Origin of the sequence: Nocardia sp. NPDC019219 (assembly GCF_040632645.1) — a bacterium.
Taxonomy (GTDB): domain Bacteria; phylum Actinomycetota; class Actinomycetes; order Mycobacteriales; family Mycobacteriaceae; genus Nocardia; species Nocardia sputorum.
The window spans coordinates 187,512-204,680 of record NZ_JBEYCG010000005.1 but is presented as its reverse complement, the minus strand read 5'-3'; the positions used below and the strand labels follow the sequence as shown (position 1 = coordinate 204,680).

The window sequence follows — 17,169 nt, the reverse complement described above, 5'->3', positions numbered from 1 at the left end:
CCGGCGTGGCCGTGTCCCGCCCGGGGTTCAGAGGAGGTCTTCGGGGTCGGCGTCGGCTTCCAGTCGTACGTCTTCGGCGAAGTGGGCTTCGGGGTCGTCGTGGTCGGTGTGGGCGGCGTAGAGCAGCAGGCAGCCGCGGATGCCGTCGAGGAGGTCTTCGAGGAGGTCGAGGGCGGGGCGGGCGGGGTCGAGGCGGCTGATGCGGAAGCCGGTGAGCATTGCTTCGCGGGTGTCGGCGTCGACGCCGAATCGGTGGGCTTGGGTTTCGATTTCGGCGACGCGGGCGACGAGGCTCCAGGGCGCGGGGACGCGGCCTTCGTGCACGGCCATCGCTTCGGCGATGAGGTCGAGGACGACTTCGGTGGGGGTGTCGCCGGCGGCGAGTCGTTCGAGTACGAGGGTGGGGGTTTCCACTTGGAGGGCTTCGATGTCGTCGGCTTCGGCGACGACGTCGGTGGTGGGTACGTTCGCGGATTCTCCGGCGACTTCGGCGGCGGCGTAGAGCCAGTGTGCCGCGGCGACGGAGGCGGAGGCGGGGTCGAGTTCGGTGAACAGTTCGATGCTGCCGAGCGGGTCGGCGCGCAGGAGTGCGTCGGCGGCGTGGACCTGGGCCGGGGATACGTCGGGGCGGGACAGTTCGACGGCTTGGCGGGCGCGGCCGGAGAGGTCGCCGCGTTCGGCGGATTCGATGGCTTCTTGTTCGGTGCGGACTTCGGCGGCGACGGTGTCGAGCAGGGCGGCGTCGTCGATGTCGTGGAGGGTGCGTCCGATGCGGTGGGCGGATTCGACGACGCCGCTGTAGGAGACGAGCAGTCCTTCGTCGGTGGGCAGGTGGGGGGTGCGCAGGCCGGTTTCGACTTCTTTGAAGTTGCGGCGTTCCTCGGCGCGGCGCCATGCTTCGCTGTTGGGGACGTCGGGGTCGCCCGCGGCGCTGGCCGGGTGGGTGTAGGTGCGCCATTGGAATCGCGAGAGGGTGGTGAGGTTCGACGCCAGATCGGTTGCCTGGTCCCTGGTCACCTGCGGGGGCAGGGTGGCCACCGTCTGGGCGAGGTCGCCTCGTCCGGTCGCCCAGGTGGCGACGAGGGCGGCGCGGTCGGCATCGAATGCGTATCTGGTCACCTGGGCAAGTCTGGTCGATCGGCGGCGGTTGCGCTCGGTCAATTGCTTCGCTTGTGTGGGGTTGTGCGGCGTTTTCCGGGGGCGCGCTGGGCGGATGGGGTGGGACGTGGATTGTGACGGTGGCGCAACCGGCGACACGCGGATTCCTTCGCAGCCGTCAGCAATCTCACAGCTACGCTACGGCGATGCGTATACGGACTCACCGGCGCGGGTTCGCCGCGTTGTCGGCCGCTGCGGCTGTGCTGATGGCTTCGGGTGTTTCCGCTGCTCAGCCGAGCCGGGAGCTGCCTGCGTTCGATGGGGATTTTCTGTGGGGTGTGGCGTCGTCGGGGTTTCAGTCGGAAGGTGATGCGCCGGACAGCAACTGGTCGCGTTTCATCGCATCGGGTGAGACGGCGGATCCGTATCTCGATTCGGTGGACTTCGCCCGCCGCTTTGGCTCCGATATCGATCTGGCGGCGCGTCTGGGTGTGCGGGTGTATCGGGTGGGGATCGAGTGGGCGCGGTTGCAGCCGGCGCCGCATGCGTGGGACGAGGCGGCGTTCGGGTTCTACGACAAGGTGATCGCGCGGATCGTGGCGGCGGGGATGCGGCCGATGCTGACCTTGGATCATTGGGTGTATCCGGGGTGGGCGTCGGACCGTGGTGGGTGGCGCAATCCGGGCATGGTCGAGGATTGGCTGGCGAACATGCGCAAGGTGGTGCAGCGGTATGCCGCGCGTGATCCGTTGTGGGTGACGTTCAACGAGCCCGCGGCGTATGTCGGCACCGAGTTGCGTACCGGGGGGATCAGCGTGGCGGAGGCTCCGGTGATGGTGGATCGGATCGCGCAGGCGCACAACGAGATCTACGACGTCATCCATGGTTGTCGGCCGGGTGCGCAGGTGACCAGCAATCTGGGGTACGTGGCGGGCGCGGAGACGGAGGTGAATCAGCCGATCGTGGATCGGATCTCGGCGAAGCTGGATTTCATCGGGGTGGATTACTACTTCGCTCCGTTGCCGCAGACCGGGGAGGCGGCGCAGGGCGGCGCGGAGGGTGGTCCTGCGATGTGGGAGTTGCCGGTGCATCCGGAGGGTATCTACTACGCGTTGCGGCATTACGCGCGCCAGTTTCCGGGGCGTCCGCTGTATGTGGTGGAGAATGGTATTCCGACGGAGAACGGGCAGGCGCGGCCGGATGGCTATACGCGTGCGGATCATCTGCGGGACACGGTGTATTGGTTGCAGCGGGCGAAGGCCGATGGGATGAACGTGATCGGCTACAACTACTGGAGTCTGACGGACAATTACGAGTGGGGTTCGTATGCGCCGCGGTTCGGGCTCTACACGGTGGATGTGCTGACCGATCCGGCGTTGACGCGCCGTGCGACGGATGCGGTCGACGCGTATGCCCGGCTGATCCGTGCGGGTGGCGTGGCGCCGTCTTATCGGCCGACGCGGGCTCCGGTTCCCTGTCTGCAGATCGACGCGGTGGATACCTGCGCCGGGGACGACCCGGCTTAGTGGCGGGTGATGCCGGTTGTCGCCGCGTGGTGGTGGTGTTGCGGTAACGTCGGCGGCGAGCACGTGTCGCGTTCGGGGGTGGTGACGCTCCGCCCGGAAAGGTGATTCATGACCATCGATAGTCACCTGCCGCTCGGCTTGCAGTATCCGGCGGCGTCCTTCTCGGAGTTCCTGCGCCGGTACGCGCCGCAGTTGCTGCCGGCCATGGGTTTCGATGCGGGCGGCGCGGTCGATTTCGCGCCGCACGGTACGACGATCGTGGCGATCAGTTATCGGGGTGGTGTGCTGGTGGCGGGTGATCGCCGGGGCACGATGGCGCATCTGGTGGCGACGCGGGATATGCAGAAGGTGTTCGTCACCGACACGTATTCGGCGGCCGGTTTCGCGGGCACGGTGGGTATGGCGCTGGAGATGATCCGGTTGTTCGCGGTGGAGCTGGAGCATTACGAGAAGATCGAGGGGGCGTCGCTGACGTTCGACGGCAAGGCCACGAAGTTGTCGGCGATGGTGCGCGCGAATCTGCCTGCGGCGTTGCAGGACATGGCGGTGATTCCGGTGCTGGTCGGTTATGACGTGGATGCCGCCGATCCGGAGCGGGCGGGCCGGATCGTGTCGTATGACGCGGTGGGTGGGCGGCGGGAGGAGCGTTTCGGTTACACCGCGGTCGGTTCGGGGTCGGTGTTCGCGAAGTCGTCGTTGAAGAAGACGTATCACCGGGATATCGATGAGCACGCGGCGTTGCGGCTGGCGGTGGAGGCGTTGTTCGACGCGGCCGACGACGATACCGCGACGGGTGGGCCGGATCTGGCGCGGGCGATCTATCCCACCGCGGTGCTGGTGGACGCCGAGGGTGCGGTGGAGGTTGCGGCGGAGCGTCTGGCGGAGATCGCCGGTGTGGTCGCCGACGCGCGTGCGGCGGCGGAGGGGCGTTGAGGAGAGCCGCTTCGTGCGGTTTCCGGGGAAATCCACTGGGGGGCCGCGGGTTAGCGGATTGCGTGGCCGTGGCGAACGCGTGGGGTGCGGGTTTGTGACCGAAGTCCCACTGCGCACTTGTTAAGCCTGTCACAGCAATTGGGCGGTGCCCGGGTGCGGCGCCGGGCGGTGGAATCGCGAACGCCGAGTTCAACGCCGTGCGCGAAAAGTTACTCACCGGTTGGGTCACTCTCGGCTCGTAGGCCCCGGGAGCTGCGGCGATGTGTGGGAGATCGATCACGCTTGCCCGCTGCCGCCGCGCTGCTACGGTGAATTCCGTCGATGGCCGATGACGCCCGATCGAATTACATCTCATTGATGTGCCGCGATTTCCGATCTTCGGGCAATTCCACTGTTATTGCGTTGAGCGTCAGGGAATTCATGCGGCACCGGCGAAACTGGAGCAATGGTACAACCAACCCCTTGGCAGGTAAGCGAAGCGCGAGACGGCCGGAGCCGCGGCTCCGGAGGCAGGGCACGCGGCGCGAGGCCACCACGGGGTGTGGATTGGGGATTCTTGTTCGCCGCGGCCACGAGTGCGGCCGGCTTCGCGTTGCTGTTCCAGCCGTGGCTGTCGGCGTCGGGTTCGGGTGGTGAGGCTCGCGCCGACGCGTTCGGCCGGGTCACCGGGGTCACCCACGGTTTCGACGAGTGGTCGGTGTCGAAATTCCGTGACGTGAACATCAGCGGAGCCTGGGGTCTGCTGGCCGCGGCCGCGATGATGGTCACCGTGTTCGCGGTGGTGGCGCAGGCGCGGTCGCGTACCCGCGTGCTGGCTCACGTGATCATGGGTTCCAGTGTGGCCGCGGCGATGCTGGTGCTCGTCGCGCTGCTGTACCTGAATGCCAGGGCGCCGGAATTGCGGATCCTGGTCGATCCGGGTGAAGGTCTCGGTGCGGGGTTGATGCATCGCTTGTTCGGCGAGGGCGCGTCGGGCACTTCGGATAACGGTGATCGGCGCATGGCCGCTGCCGGGCTGACGCCTGTCGCGTTGATCGCCGGTGTGCTCAGCTGCTCCGCCGCGGTGGCCGCCGTCGCGCAGGGCAGTCGGCGCTACGGTTCGAGCCCGATGCGGGCGCTCGCGTGGTTGGTGACGCCGCTGCCCGCCGAGCCGGCGCAACCTCCGGCTGCCGCCGAGGCACCCCGCCCGGCCGTCGCCGAGGCGCCGCGTCCAGCCGCTGTCCAGCCGCCGCGTCCGGCGGCGCCCCCTGAACCGGACGCGGCCGAGCGGCTGCTGCTGTGGGACGAGTTGGTCTTCGATGACGATCTGGTCGCCAATGTCACCTGGGTGCGCAACACCGAACCACCGCGGCGCGCGACCTCCGGGCACCGGTCGAAGACCTCGACGCCGGTCCTCACCCGCTAGCGGCTGCGGGCTGATCCGGTCCCAGTACGCGTGCCCGCGTTTCGGGTGACCACTGGACGTATTCCAGCTGCGCCCCGTCGGCGTGCCGCACGTACACGAACGTTCCGGTGGCGCTGGTGAGCGGTCCGGCGATCAGTTCCGCCCCGTGTTCGGTCACCGTCCGCAGCAGGGCGTCGAGATCGTCGACGATCACCGGGCCGACCGTGGTCCGGTACCGCTCGACGTCTTGCGCCCGGCCCGCGATGAGCAGGAAATCGCCGACCGCGGCGAGCTCGGCGTCCTCGAAGCCGAAACGGAGATCCGCCTTCGCGCCGGCCAGCCGTTCGTAGATCGGCAGGGCGGTGTCGAGGTCGGTGACGAAGACTCGTGCATAGGTTTTCAGGATGCGCACAGCGTCACTCCGGGAGCGGGGGAAGCTCGAGGTTGTCGCGGAAGGTCGCGCCGACGTAGTCGGATCCGACGATGCCGCGGCGGCGCAGTTCCGGCAGCAGTCCGTTGACGACGAAGTCGCGGGTGCGTTCGTCGGCGAGCCCGCCGAGGGAGATCACGTCGAGAACGCCTGCCCGGTAGCGTTCTTCGACGGCGTCGGCGAGTTGTTCGGGGGTTCCGGCCGCGGCCCAGTGTCCGGTGTCTTTGGCGGCGATGATCAGCTCGCGCAATGTCTTTCCCGCTCGGGCGAAGTTGCTGAAGATCTCCACCCGGCCGCGCCTGCGGTGCACCGACGCCACGTCGGGCAGCAGGTGCTCCGGGAGAGGCTTGTCCAGCGGCAGGCCGGACAGGTCGACGCCGCCGCCGAGCATGTCGGCGAGGGCGGCGCGTCCGGCGTCGAAGTCGGTCGCCTCCGCCTGTTCCCGGGCCAGGCGTCTGGCCTCGGCTTCGGTGGCGCCGTAGGTGGCGTGGAACGAGCTCATGATCAACGGCAGGCCGGGGGCGCGGCCGAGTTCGCTCGCCCGGGCGCGGATGCGCTTGGTGTAGGTCACCGCGTCTTCCAGGGTGGGTAGCGAGGTGAACACCACCTCTGCGAAGCGCGCGCCCAGTTCGATGCCGCCCGCGGACTGCCCGGCCTGGAACTGGACCGGCCTGCGTTGCGGTAGGGGCGGGATGTTCAGCGGTCCGCGCACGGTGAAGTACCGGCCCGCATGGTCGATGGGCCGGACACGGGTGGGGTCCAGGATCGCGCCGCCGTGCTCGTCGGGGGTCAGCGCGCCGGGCCGCCAGCTGTCGAACAGGGCGTTGACCACCTCGAGGGATTCGGTGGCGCGCGCGTAGCGTTCTTCGGGGCTGGGCAGGTCCTGGTCGCCGTAGTTCTCCTCCCCTACCGAGGAGGTCACCGCGTTCCAGGCGGCGCGGCCGTTGCTGATGTGGTCGAGGGTGCCGAAGAGCCGGGCGAGGTTGTAGGGATGGTGGAAGGTGGTGGTCACCGTCGCGATGAGCCCGACGTGCGAGGTGACGGCGCTCAGCGCCGACAGGAAGATCAACGGTTCCTGCGCGCCGATCGCGCCTTGGGCGCCGAAACTGAGCAGGTCGGCCGCGAAGAGGGCGTCGAATCCGTGTTGTTCGGCGATCTTCGCGACCTCGATCGATGACGCGACCGTGGTCGCGGTCGGATCGATGGCCGCCGCGTATACGCTGACCGCGCCGCTGACTCCCGTGACGGTTTTCAGCGGCCGCCGTCGTCCACCAGCATTGCCCATTGCGGCGACGCTACTGGCGCGCGGCTGCGGAGTAACGGGTTGCGATCAGCGAGATGTTTTCTGCTCGAGCGGGATTCGATGCGGGTGGGTGTGCCCGATCCGCTGCCGAACGGCGGGATGGGCGGCGGTTGCCGAGCTGGAGTGCGAAATCTGCTCGAGCCACCAGTGTCCGGGTGTTCGAACGACGGGGTGACGGTCCTAGGCTTCTCGCTCACGCTGGTCGCCGTGGTCGTCGGCGGTGGTGCGGTCCGTGCGCGGCACCCGCACCACTCCGCTGTCGAGGTCGATGTCGAATCGCGGCGCGTGGGTCTGTCCGTCGCTGTCTTCGCTGCCCTCGTGGGTCAGCTTCTTGCCCGGAAACAGCTCCCCGATGACGCCCATACGATCACGATACGCGTGCGCGGCGGCCTGGACGCCGCCGCGCCGAATGGCTGGTCGCCCCGCGATAGCCGAAGACGGTCCCATTTCGGCACCCGAGGGGCCGCGGCTCGGTTAGCATCATGTTCTGCTCCTGTCGGCTGAGGACCGCGGCACGGGGGGCACTGGGCGACCGACACTTGTATCGAACGACAGATCGGCCACCGCATGGAACAAGACGCCGACCTCGCCCAGGCTCGGGTCTTCTTGGAGTTGCTGACCCGGCAAGCCCGGACCTTGGCGCGGGACATCGAATTCTCCTACCGTGGCGATCCCGCCGTGCGGCACCAGTTGCACAGCGAACTGTGCGTCGTGCGCCGCTATATCGAGCGGCTGCACCGTAGGTTCCCGGAAACCGCCGGGCCACAGGGCGATCGGCGGCTGGTCGCGGTCCAGGGCGTCGGGGGACGTCGGACGCTGGGCTGAGCGGCCGGAACCGTGCCGATCTCAGCGTCCGGGCGCGGTGGCGGCGTGCTCGGGGACGGGCACGGTGAGCATGGCGACGATCATGTCCACGATTTCCGCGGCGTCCCCGGGATGGGCGGTGCGGACTCCCGATTCCAGGGTGCGCTCGTAGTCGGCGATCAAGGCGAACATGACGGTGGCCATGGTCTCCAGGCGCTGCCTGCGCAGCTGCCGCGGCAGGCCGGTCAGCGCCGCGTCCAGGCGGGTGGCGATGATGCGGACCGCGGCGCGGTCGGCGTCCGCGAGGCGGTGCGCGTCGGCCACCACGGGGTGGGTGCGCACGACTTCCAGGAACCGGCCCAGGTGGGTGACCCGGTCGTGGCCGAGCAGTTCGAGGATCGGTGTCGCGAGCATCGCGACGAGGGCGTGCACGTCGTTGGCGCGGCCGTCGGCTTCGTGGGCGGCCAGCAGTTGCATGCGCCGCTGTTCGAGCCAGTTCATCCGGCGTTCGACGATGGCCTCGATCAGGCCGGTGCGCGAATCGAAGTAGTAGTGGACCGCGGAGTTGTTGCGCTGGCCGGCGGCCGCGGCGATGTCGCGCAGCGGCACGTCGACGCCGCGTTCGGCGATGAGGCGTTCCCCGGCGTCGAGCAAGGCGGTGCGCGATGCGTCGCTCGGCATATCCGCACTGTACTAAACACTGGTATTGACGATGTTAAACACAGATGCTTAATTGAACGCGTGGTTGATGTGGCGGTGGTCACCGGTGCCGCGTCCGGTTTGGGCGCCGCGCTGTGCCGCCTGCTGGCCGCACGCGGCGTCGCGGTCGTGGCGGCCGATATCGACGCCGCCGGGCTGGTCGGGCTGGCCGCCGACACCGCGATCCACACCCAGGTCGTCGACGTCTCCGACGACGATCAGGTGCGCCGCCTGATCCACGGCGCGGTGGCCGAACTGGGGCGCATCGACTTCCTGTTCAACAACGCGGCCATCCGACTCGGCGGCACCGTCGAGCACATGCCCTTGCCGCAGTGGCAGCGGATCGTGGACGTGAACCTGTGGGGTGTGGTGCACGGGACGCGGCACGCCTACCCGCTGATGCGCGCGCAAGGTTCCGGGCACATCGTCAACATGGCGTCGCTCGCGGGACTGACGCCGGTGTCTCCGTCGGCCGCCTACGCGATGACCGAGCACGCCGTGGTCGGACTGAGCACCGCGCTGCGCGCCGAAGCGGCAGCGTCCGGGGTCAAAGTGAGCGTGGCGGTGCAAGGCGGGGTCGCGACCGACATCGTCGATTCCGGGATCGACCTGCCCGGGTATTCCTATCGGCAGGCGGCGCGCCGGATGCCGATCGGGATGATCAGCGCCGAACGGGCCGCGCGGCACATCCTGCGCGGCATGCGCAAGAACAAGCCCTACATCGTGTTCCCGCACTACAACAGGGCGGTGATCGCCGCGCACCGGTGGTGTCCGGGTCTGATGAGCCGTTTCCGGGGGCGCGGATGATCGCCTGCGGTCCGATCTTCCAACTGTGCTGGGTGGTAGCCGATCTGGCCGCGGCCTGCCAGGCGTTCACCACCCGGTACGGGGTGGGCGAGTGGTTCACCATCCCGGAGGTCCACTTCGGTCCCGACGCCGCCGAACTGCGCGGCGCCCCGGCGGAGTACACCATCGCCGTGGCGCTCGGCTATGCCGGTGGCCAGCAGTTGGAGCTGATCGAGCCGCGCGGCGGAGTGAGCCTGTATGCCGAGCATCTGGACCGTCTCGGTCCAGGGCTGCATCACGCCGCCTGGGTGCCCGATGACTACGACGCCGCGCTCGCGGAGGCCGCGGCGGCGGGGATCGAGATCGCCGCGCGCGGACGGTTCGAGGGCGTCGGGATGGAGTTCGCCTATCTCGAGGGCGGGCCGATCGGCTCGCACATCGAATTGCTGCGGTTGTCGCCGGAGATGAAGGCGCTGTTCGACCACTTGATTCCGGAAGGCTTCACCAACCCATGGCAGTAGGCGGTGACCTCCTGGGCGGCCTCGGCAACTGCCGGGGCGGCTCGGGTCCGCTTGCGGCCTTTTCCTCTCCCGTTCCGGTCACGGCCCGCTGCGGCGGGTACCGGCGCCGGGACCCGCGCGGCGCGCTGGACGCGCCAGGAAGGCGAGCATCATGCGTTTCACCTACGCCGAGACGATGACCGATCCGTCGTATTACCTCGCTCTCGCCAAAGCCGCCGAGGAGGCGGGCTACACCTCCATGGCCGTGGCCGACAGCGTGGCGTATCCGAAGGAATCCGACGCGAAGTACCCCTACACCCCCGACGGCAGCCGTGAATTCCTGGAGGACAAGCCGTTCGTGGAGGCGTTCGTGCTCAGCGCGGCGATGGCGGCGGTGACCACCACGTTGCGTTTCACGCCGTTCGTGCTGAAGCTGCCGATCCGGCCGCCCGTGCTGGTGGCCAAGCAGGCCGCCTCGGTGGCCGCGCTGAGCGGCAACCGGTTCGGGCTCGGCGTCGGCATCAGCCCGTGGCCGGACGACTTCGAGATCATGGGGGTGCCGTTCGACAAGCGCGGCGCGCGGATGGACGAGTGCATCGATATCGTGCGCGGGCTCTCGGCGGGCGGCTACTTCGAATACCACGGGCAGTTCTACGACATTCCGCCGATCAAGATCAGCCCGGTGCCGACCGAGCCGGTGCCGATCCTGGTCGGCGGGCACAGCAAACCCGCGTTGCGGCGGGCCGCGCAGCGTGGTGACGGGTGGATGCACGCGGGTGGCGACGGCGCCGAACTGGACCGGCTGCTGGCCGAACTGGACGCGCTGCGCGCGGAGTACGGCACCCGCAAGGATTTCGAGGTGCACGTCATTTCGCTGGACGGTTTCACCGTCGACGGCATCAAACGACTCGAGGACAAAGGGGTCACCGACGTGATCGTCGGCTTCCGGCTGCCTTACACCACCGAGCAGGACACCGAGCCGCTGGAGACGAAGATCGCCAACCTGTCGCGCTTCGCCGAGAAGGTCATCGCACGCGTCAACCGGTGAGGCCGGCCGCGGGTCACGACGCGAGCGCCGCGGCGGCCGCCGCGAGGGTCTGCGCCCGGTAACCGGCGCCGAACAGCACGACGTGCACCAGCAGCGGATGCAACTGATGCAGCGGCGTGCGGGCGCGCCACCCGTCGGCGAGCGGGCGGGTCTCGTGGTAGGCGGCCTGGATGCGGTCCAGGTGCGCGGCGCCGAAAAGGGCGAGCATGGCCAGGTCGGTCTCGCGGTGACCTGCGTGCGCGGCCGGGTCGACGAGCATCGCCCGTTCCGGGGTCCACAGGATGTTGCCCGACCACAGGTCGCCGTGGAGGCGGGCCGGTGGTTCGGGCGGCCCCGCCAGCTCGTCGATGCGGTCGATGACGCGCTCGATCAGGCGGGTGCCCTCGGCGCCGAGCGCACCGGCCGCCCGGGACAGGTAGGGCGCGAGGCGATGTTCGGCGTACCACCGCGACCATGGTCCGTCCGTCGGGGTGTTCGGCAGCGGCAGGCTCGCGATCCAGCCTTCCCACGGCGCCCCGAACTGCTCGGATCCGCCGGCGTGCAGCGCGGCCAGTTCCCGGCCCAGCCGCTCGGCGGCCGTGGGCGTGGGGCCGGTCTCCCGCAGCCATGGCAGCACCAGCATCCGCTCGTCGGCCGCCAGCACCTCCGGCAGTAAGGCGCCGTCGCCTGCCGGGCCCGGCGCGGCGCTGCGCAGCCAGGTCAGTCCCGCCGCTTCGGCCGCGAAGACGGGCGTCGGGCCGTCCGAGGCCTTCACGAAGACGATCCGGCCGTCGGTCAGTTCGGCGCGGTGCAGCGTCCAGGCATGGCTGGCGCCGAGATCGGTGACGGTGCGAATCGGCGCTGCCAGCAGGGCCGACAGGTGGGCGGCGCGGCTCACCGGACGCCTGCGGTGAGCCGTTTCATGGTGTCCTCGTCGGCGGGGAAGAACGATTCGATGGCCAGTTCGGCGACGGTGACGTTCATCGGGGTGCCGAACACCGTCGTGACACTGAGGAACGACAACTCGTCGCCGTCGTGGTCGATCCGCAGGGGAACCACCGCCTGGTCGGGTTCGGGGACGGCGAGTTCCACTTCGCCGCCGGGGTAGGACCGCAGTTCCTCGAGCAGGTCGGCCAGGTCCCGGGATCCGGTGACCTCGGCCTGGCGCGCCAGACGGGCGAAGATGTGGCCGCGCCATTCGGCGAGGTTGCGGATGCGCCCGGCCATGCCGTCGGGGTGCAGGCTCAGCCGCAGGGCGTTCACCGGCGGTTGCGTCAATGCCGGATCGATGCCGGCGATGAGGACGGCCACGCCGCTGTTGGCGTCGATCATCGTCCAGTTCTGGTCGATGGCCAGCGCGGGGTAGGGCTCGTGGCCGGCCAGGATCTGGCGCATCGCGCCGCGGACGGCGTCCATGGCCGGGGTGTCCAGGCCGGGCTGTGCGTAGGCCGGGGCGTAGCCCGCGGCCAGCAGGACGCGGTTGCGTTCGCGCAACGGGATCTCCAGATGCTCGGACAGATGCACGATCATCGTCCGGCTGGGGGTAGCGCGTCCGGTCTCGATGAAGCTGAGGTGCCGCGCCGAGGTGTCGGCTCGTCCGGCCAGCTCCAGCTGGCTCAGCCTGCGTTCCAGGCGCCAATGTCGCAGCAGGTCACCTGCCGTCGGGGTACTCACGCCCCGATCCTACGAACGGCCGCCCGGCGTGGCCATTACCTCGCGGGTAATCGACAGCGCTACCCGGCGGCACCGTTCTCGACCACGCCGGGCAGGACGCGCGTCACCGGCCGGAATGCTGTTCCGGCCGGATCCACTGTGCGATCAGGCCATCTCGGGGACGCGCAGGTGCGCGAAGGCCAGATCGAACTCCCCCACCTCCAGGACGTTGGCCCCGACCCGCTGGGTCGCCGTCGCCCTGATCCGATTGGTCTGCTCGCGGCTGCCGTCCATCGCCTCCCGGTTCTCCCACACCGTCGCGCCGACGGCTCGGCCGCTGTCCCGGTCGATGAACAGGCTGGCGCTGCAGAACCCGTCGAGCATCTCCGTCTGCGGCAGCACTTCGTTCTTGAATGTGTCGGCCAGCCGATCGAGCTGGCCCGGATCCACCTGAACCCACGTGCACCGGGTGCAGGAGCCGTCGCCGGCCGGATGGTCGCGGTGCATCACCGCGATCTCCCACTCCTCCACCCGCTCGGCCCGCCCGCCGAGCCGCCGGGCCATGCCCTCGCGCAGTGGCTGGACGCGCCCTCTGCTGGCGTGCAGAGCCTCCTCGGTCTCCCACGAGGTCGTGGCGATGCAGCGTCCCGTCGACCGGTCGGCCATCAGGGACAAACCGACCCACCCCTGGATCTCGGGCAGATTCGGCATCAATTCATCGCGCAGATACGCGAGCCCGTCGTCGATCGATGACGGCTGGGCCGCGATGGTGCTGGAACGTGCGTACACGGGCCACCTCCCGCCCTGTCAGGGTGGCGCCCCGGTGGCGCCACCGGACATACTCACCTTCCTCCAGCCCGCGTCCGCACGCAATGCCCGCCTGCACCCGCGGATCGCCTGCCCGAGCCTGCCGTACCCTGGGGCGATGACCGACCCGGTGCCGCTCGAGGATTCCGAGTCGCTGCGGCTGGCGCGCCTGTTCCTCGATGCCACAGTGGATCTCGTGATCGACCGGCCCTACGGAAGCCATCACCCCCGGTGCGGATTCCGCTACCTCGCCAACTACGGCTACGTCCCGCTCACCCGCGCCCCCGATGGGCAGGAACTCGACGCGTACTTCCTCGGACCGGCCGAACCGATGGTCTTCGCACGGGGACGCTGCGTCGGGATCATCCACCGGTTCTACGACGATGACGACAAGCTGGTGATCGTCCCGAGCGCAGATCCGGTCCTGGACGACGCGGCGATCCATCAGGCCGTCGCGTTCCAGGAGACCCCCGGTCACTACGTCCTCGTACGGAGCTGACCGGTGCCGATTGGGCGCGCGGATACCGGGTAGGTCCCGGGCATGGAACTGTTGGTGATTCTCGGACTCGCGGTGCTCGTCGGCGCGGTGATCCTCTATCGAAAGAGGTCCGGCAAACGGCCCGGCGCACCCGAGGTACCCGGCAACGACGGCGAGTAGGGAGCGGCTATGAGCGCGATGGATCCCGATCCCGCGAAAACACCCGATCTGGAACCCGGCGGCGGAGTGCCGCCGGGCGCCACGCCCCCGGACACGCCGCAGACCTCCGGGCTGTCGGCGCCGGAGCCCAGCACCAGACACCACTTCCCCGTCACCGGGGTCGTGGCGATGCTCATCGGGGCGGTGGTGATCCTGCTCTTCGTCGCCGCGGCGGTCGGCATCGTGGTGTCGATGCTGTGACCGGCGCCCCGACGGTCGGCCGCTCGGACGTGCGGCCGACCGTGGGTCAGCGTGCGCGCACTCTCACAGGATCGGCCTGCCCCCGGTGACCGCGATGCGGGCACCGGAGACGTAGCTGCCGTCGTCGGAGGCCAGCATGACGTAGGTGGGGGCCAGTTCGGCCGGCTGACCGGCACGACCCAGCGGGGTGTCGTCGCCGAATTTCGCGACCTTCTCCACCGGCATCGTGGCCGAATTCAACGGGGTCCAGATCGGGCCCGGCGCGACGCTGTTGACCCGGATCCCGCGTTCGCCCAGCAGCTGCGCGAGGCTGGCGGAGAAATTCGCGATGGCGGCTTTGGTCGCCGCGTACGGAGCCAGGGTGGGTGAGGGCATGTCGGAGTTGACCGAGGAGCTGCCGATGATCGACGAGCCGGGGGGCATGTGCGGCAGCGCCGCCTTCACCAGATAGAAGTAGGCGTTGATGTTCAGTTTGACGGTGTGCTCGAATTCCTCGTCGCTGATCTCCTCGAGCGTCTCGTGCGTCATCTGGAACGCCGCGTTGCTCACCAGGACGTCGATCTTCCCGAATTCGCGCACCGCACGGTCGATGACGGCGCGGCAGTGCGCGGCCTCGGACAGGTCGCCGGGCACGAGCACGGCTTTGCGTCCGGCCTGCGTCACCAGGTCGGCGACCTGTTTGGCGTCCTCGTCCTCGTCGAGGTAGGAGATGAGCACATCCGCGCCCTCGCGCGCGTAGGCGATCGCCACCGCCCGTCCGATGCCGCTGTCGGCGCCGGTGATGACGGCGGCTTTGCCGGTCAACTTCCCGGAGCCGCGGTAGCTGTCCTCACCGCAGTCCGGGACCGGGGTCATCCTGGCCTGGATACCAGGGACGTCTTGCTGCTGTTCGGGAAAACCCATGTCGTCTCTTCCTCCTGTGCACTTCGGCGCTACGGGTGATCACGTGTCCTGCTGCTGCCGCCAGTCGCGCACCGCGTCGCGCGTGCGGTCGAACAGCGCCAACGGCGGGCCGGCCAGCAGGTTCGCCAGCGCGGACTCCCCCGCGTGCGGATGCGGGCGGGTGGGCGCCACCGCCTCGGCGGCCCGCACCGATCCGGCCATCCGCTTCAGTTGGCTGCTGGAGAACTGCGCGCGCAGCAGCGGGAACTCCTCGGCTTCCTCGTGCGTGGCGTGCTCGTCGACCGCGGCGGCGAACCGGGCCAGCCGGGCATCGAACTCCGGATGGTCCACACCGAGGTCGTAGAGGTCGGCCAGCGCGCGTTTGGCCGCGTTCTCCTCCGCCAACCGCGGTTGCACGATGTCGGCGTCGGCGCCGAAACGGGCTCGCCCGGCCACCGGGTGCACGACCTCCTCCTCGGCGCTCTCGTGCACGGCCAGCAACCGCACCAGGTCGGTGAACAGATCCTGTTTCGCGTCGGGACCCGCCTGTAGTCGCGCCAGCAGCTCGCGGATCTTCGCGTGCTGGGCGGTGAGCAGGTCGACGACATCCTGGTCGGTCATCGCAACACTCGTTTCTGTCGCTACGGAATGAATTCCTGGACTTTGGCTTTCGCGCCCTGCGCGACCAGGTGCCAGGCGTCGGGGTCGCCGCGCAGCACGGCTTCGGCGGTGTCCTTCATCTGATCCCAGGTCGCGTGCGGCGGGATGGGCGGCACGTCGGGGTCGCAGTGCACGTCGAGCACGACCGGGCCGTCGGCGTGCAGGGCGCTGTCCCAGGCCGGGCCCAGCTCCTCGGGGGTCCGCACGGTGATGCCGGTCAGGCCGGCGCTGTGGGCGACCTCGGCGTAGGAGACGTCGGGAAGCGTTTGCGACTGCTCGAATTTCGGCGCGCCGCCCATGGCCCGCAGCTCCCAGGTGACCTGGTTGAGGTCGTTGTTGTGGAAGACGCAGACGACCAAGCGCTGGTCGCGCCAGCGGGGGCGGTAGCGGGCGATGGTCAGCAGTTCGGCCATGCCGTTCATCTGCATGGCGCCGTCGCCGACCAGCGCGATCACGGGCCGGTCGGGGTGGGCGAACTTGGCGCCGATGGCGTAGGGCACGCCGGGGCCCATGGTGGCCAAGGTGCCCGACAGCGATCCGCGCATCCGGCCGCGGAAGCGCAGGCAGCGGGCGTACCAGTTGGTCGAGGATCCGGAATCCGCGGTGACGATGGCATCCTCGGGAATGCGTTCGGACAGCTCCCACACCACCCGCATCGGGTTGACCGGTTCGGCGTCCAGCAGGGATTGGCGTTCGACGGTCTGCCACCAGCGGGCGACGTTCTTCTCGACCCGCTCCCGCCAGCTGCGGTCGCCCTTGCGCCGCACCAGCGGAATCAGCTCCGCCAGCGTCGATGTCGCGTCGCCGACCAGGTTCACCTCGGTGGGGTACCGCATGCCGATCATGGCGCCGTCGAGGTCGATCTGCACCGCGCGCGCCTGCCCCGGTTCGGGCAGGAACTGGCTGTAGGGGAAATTCGATCCGACGATCAGCAGCGTGTCGCAGTCGCGCATGAGCTCGTAACTGGGCCTGCTGCCGAGCAATCCGATCGCGCCCGTGACGAAAGGCAGGTCGTCGGGCAGCACGTCCTTGCCCAGCAGCGCCTTCGCCACGCCCGCGCCGGTGCGCTCGGCGAGCTCGACGACCTCCTCGGCGGCCGCGCGGGCGCCCTGACCGACGAGGATGGCGACCTTCGATCCGGCCTCGAGCACCTCCGCCGCGCGCCGGATGTCCTCGTGCGCGGGCACCACGCGTGTCGAGAGCGATCCCGGTGGGCTCGACGGCACCTGCTTGAAGGCGTGCTGCGGTGGATGGTATTGCTCTTCTTGCAGATCCGACGGGATGATCACCGCGGTCGGGGCCCGGCGCGCGGCCGCGATCCGGAAGGCGCGATCCAGCGCGTTGGGCAGCTGGCTGGCCACGTTCACCTCGACCAGATAGTCCGACGCCACGTCCTTGAACAGGCTCTGCAGATCCACTTCCTGCTGATAGCTGCCGCCCATGGCGCTGCGGGCGGTCTGCCCGACGATCGCCACCACCGGGACGTGATCGAGCTTCGCGTCGTACAGCCCGTTGAGCAGGTGAATCGCCCCGGGCCCCGAGGTCGCGGTGCACACGCCCACCTTGCCGCTGAATTTGGCGTATCCGGTGGCCTGGAACGCCGACATCTCCTCGTGGCGAGCTTGGATGAACGCCGGCGTGTCCTCGGCGCGGCCGAAAGCGGCGATCAGGCCGTTGATCCCGTCGCCGGGATAACCGAAGACCTGCTCGACGCCCCACTCCCGCAGACGCTGCACGACGTAGTCACCGACCTGTTGAGCCATAGGGTTCCTCCTGTCC

The 17,169-nt window shown here is 69.2% G+C and carries 21 protein-coding genes; 10 read left to right on the top strand and 11 right to left on the bottom strand.

The window, feature by feature from the left end:
* Positions 1 to 27: 27 nt before the first annotated feature.
* The gene (locus tag ABZ552_RS12445) at positions 28 to 1,119 is read right to left on the bottom strand and encodes a hypothetical protein (protein ID WP_281880536.1); all 1,092 of its coding nucleotides are present in this window, start codon (positions 1,117 to 1,119) and stop codon (positions 28 to 30) included.
* Positions 1,120 to 1,304: 185 nt separating this feature from the next.
* Here ABZ552_RS12445 and ABZ552_RS12440 point away from each other — a divergent pair, with 185 nt between their 5' ends.
* The 3 genes from ABZ552_RS12440 to ABZ552_RS12430 all read left to right on the top strand — a co-directional run bounded on the left by ABZ552_RS12440 (position 1,305) and on the right by ABZ552_RS12430 (position 4,962).
* Positions 1,305 to 2,624, top strand: coding sequence for a family 1 glycosylhydrolase (locus ABZ552_RS12440; protein WP_357437228.1), 1,320 nt, complete (start codon positions 1,305 to 1,307; stop codon positions 2,622 to 2,624).
* A gap of 108 nt (positions 2,625 to 2,732) precedes the next feature.
* Positions 2,733 to 3,557: a proteasome subunit beta gene (prcB, locus tag ABZ552_RS12435; protein ID WP_357437030.1), complete on the top strand. Its 825-nt coding sequence runs from the start codon at positions 2,733 to 2,735 to the stop codon at positions 3,555 to 3,557.
* Between the two features lie 541 nt (positions 3,558 to 4,098).
* Positions 4,099 to 4,962 (top strand): hypothetical protein, encoded by an 864-nt coding sequence (locus ABZ552_RS12430; protein ID WP_357437027.1) that lies wholly within the window; start codon positions 4,099 to 4,101, stop codon positions 4,960 to 4,962.
* Here ABZ552_RS12430 and ABZ552_RS12425 read toward each other — a convergent pair.
* From ABZ552_RS12425 to ABZ552_RS12415, 3 genes are all read right to left on the bottom strand, one after another.
* Complete coding sequence (locus ABZ552_RS12425) at positions 4,952 to 5,353, bottom strand: VOC family protein (protein WP_281880541.1); 402 nt, start codon at positions 5,351 to 5,353, stop codon at positions 4,952 to 4,954. The genes ABZ552_RS12430 and ABZ552_RS12425 overlap by 11 nt on opposite strands.
* Before the next feature lie 4 nt (positions 5,354 to 5,357).
* A complete protein-coding gene (locus ABZ552_RS12420) occupies positions 5,358 to 6,656 on the bottom strand; it encodes an NtaA/DmoA family FMN-dependent monooxygenase (protein ID WP_281880542.1) in 1,299 nt (432 codons plus the stop codon).
* 198 nt (positions 6,657 to 6,854) lie between these two features.
* Positions 6,855 to 7,037, bottom strand: coding sequence for a hypothetical protein (locus ABZ552_RS12415; RefSeq protein ID WP_281918606.1), 183 nt, complete (start codon positions 7,035 to 7,037; stop codon positions 6,855 to 6,857).
* 204 nt (positions 7,038 to 7,241) lie between these two features.
* Between ABZ552_RS12415 and ABZ552_RS12410 the strand changes: the two genes are divergently transcribed.
* The gene (locus tag ABZ552_RS12410) at positions 7,242 to 7,499 is read left to right on the top strand and encodes a hypothetical protein (RefSeq protein ID WP_281880552.1); all 258 of its coding nucleotides are present in this window, start codon (positions 7,242 to 7,244) and stop codon (positions 7,497 to 7,499) included.
* Between the two features lie 21 nt (positions 7,500 to 7,520).
* Here the strand turns inward: ABZ552_RS12410 and ABZ552_RS12405 are convergent, their stop codons facing one another.
* Positions 7,521 to 8,159 (bottom strand): helix-turn-helix domain-containing protein, encoded by a 639-nt coding sequence (locus ABZ552_RS12405; RefSeq protein ID WP_281880553.1) that lies wholly within the window; start codon positions 8,157 to 8,159, stop codon positions 7,521 to 7,523.
* Positions 8,160 to 8,219: 60 nt separating this feature from the next.
* On the opposite strand from ABZ552_RS12405, the gene ABZ552_RS12400 reads away from it, so the two are divergent.
* From ABZ552_RS12400 to ABZ552_RS12390, 3 genes are all read left to right on the top strand, one after another.
* Entirely contained in the window at positions 8,220 to 8,984 is a 765-nt protein-coding gene (locus tag ABZ552_RS12400; protein WP_281918608.1) for an SDR family oxidoreductase, read from the top strand.
* Positions 8,981 to 9,484, top strand: a complete 504-nt coding sequence (locus ABZ552_RS12395; RefSeq protein WP_281880556.1) for a VOC family protein — start codon at positions 8,981 to 8,983, stop codon at positions 9,482 to 9,484. Before ABZ552_RS12400 ends, ABZ552_RS12395 begins: the two co-directional genes overlap by 4 nt.
* Positions 9,485 to 9,635: 151 nt before the next feature.
* Positions 9,636 to 10,511: a TIGR03619 family F420-dependent LLM class oxidoreductase gene (locus ABZ552_RS12390; RefSeq protein ID WP_281880557.1), complete on the top strand. Its 876-nt coding sequence runs from the start codon at positions 9,636 to 9,638 to the stop codon at positions 10,509 to 10,511.
* Between the two features lie 13 nt (positions 10,512 to 10,524).
* On the opposite strand, the gene ABZ552_RS12385 is transcribed toward ABZ552_RS12390, so the two are convergent.
* From ABZ552_RS12385 to ABZ552_RS12375, 3 genes are all read right to left on the bottom strand, one after another.
* On the bottom strand, positions 10,525 to 11,388 hold the full coding sequence (locus ABZ552_RS12385; protein ID WP_281880558.1) for a fructosamine kinase family protein: 864 nt from the start codon (positions 11,386 to 11,388) through the stop codon (positions 10,525 to 10,527).
* Positions 11,385 to 12,164 (bottom strand): helix-turn-helix transcriptional regulator, encoded by a 780-nt coding sequence (locus ABZ552_RS12380; RefSeq protein ID WP_281880560.1) that lies wholly within the window; start codon positions 12,162 to 12,164, stop codon positions 11,385 to 11,387. Before ABZ552_RS12380 ends, ABZ552_RS12385 begins: the two co-directional genes overlap by 4 nt.
* 144 nt (positions 12,165 to 12,308) lie before the next feature.
* A complete protein-coding gene (locus ABZ552_RS12375) occupies positions 12,309 to 12,932 on the bottom strand; it encodes an antibiotic biosynthesis monooxygenase (RefSeq protein WP_281880562.1) in 624 nt (207 codons plus the stop codon).
* 136 nt (positions 12,933 to 13,068) lie between these two features.
* Between ABZ552_RS12375 and ABZ552_RS12370 the strand changes: the two genes are divergently transcribed.
* The 3 genes from ABZ552_RS12370 to ABZ552_RS12360 are packed head-to-tail and all read left to right on the top strand — an operon-like array spanning position 13,069 to position 13,848.
* The gene (locus ABZ552_RS12370) at positions 13,069 to 13,449 is read left to right on the top strand and encodes an inorganic diphosphatase (protein ID WP_281918610.1); all 381 of its coding nucleotides are present in this window, start codon (positions 13,069 to 13,071) and stop codon (positions 13,447 to 13,449) included.
* A 42-nt stretch (positions 13,450 to 13,491) separates the two neighbouring features.
* Complete coding sequence (locus tag ABZ552_RS12365) at positions 13,492 to 13,608, top strand: LPXTG cell wall anchor domain-containing protein (protein ID WP_157111893.1); 117 nt, start codon at positions 13,492 to 13,494, stop codon at positions 13,606 to 13,608.
* Positions 13,609 to 13,617: 9 nt separating this feature from the next.
* Positions 13,618 to 13,848, top strand: a complete 231-nt coding sequence (locus ABZ552_RS12360; RefSeq protein WP_281880565.1) for a DUF6480 family protein — start codon at positions 13,618 to 13,620, stop codon at positions 13,846 to 13,848.
* 63 nt (positions 13,849 to 13,911) lie between these two features.
* Here ABZ552_RS12360 and ABZ552_RS12355 read toward each other — a convergent pair whose 3' ends face one another.
* Genes ABZ552_RS12355 through ABZ552_RS12345 form a run of 3 tightly spaced genes read right to left on the bottom strand, consistent with a single transcriptional unit; the run spans position 13,912 to position 17,153 of the window.
* A complete protein-coding gene (locus ABZ552_RS12355; RefSeq protein ID WP_357437016.1) occupies positions 13,912 to 14,751 on the bottom strand; it encodes an SDR family oxidoreductase in 840 nt (279 codons plus the stop codon).
* A gap of 39 nt (positions 14,752 to 14,790) precedes the next feature.
* Entirely contained in the window at positions 14,791 to 15,351 is a 561-nt protein-coding gene (locus tag ABZ552_RS12350) for a hemerythrin domain-containing protein (protein WP_357437013.1), read from the bottom strand.
* Positions 15,352 to 15,371: 20 nt separating this feature from the next.
* The gene (locus tag ABZ552_RS12345) at positions 15,372 to 17,153 is read right to left on the bottom strand and encodes a thiamine pyrophosphate-requiring protein (RefSeq protein ID WP_357437010.1); all 1,782 of its coding nucleotides are present in this window, start codon (positions 17,151 to 17,153) and stop codon (positions 15,372 to 15,374) included.
* Positions 17,154 to 17,169 lie beyond the last annotated feature (16 nt).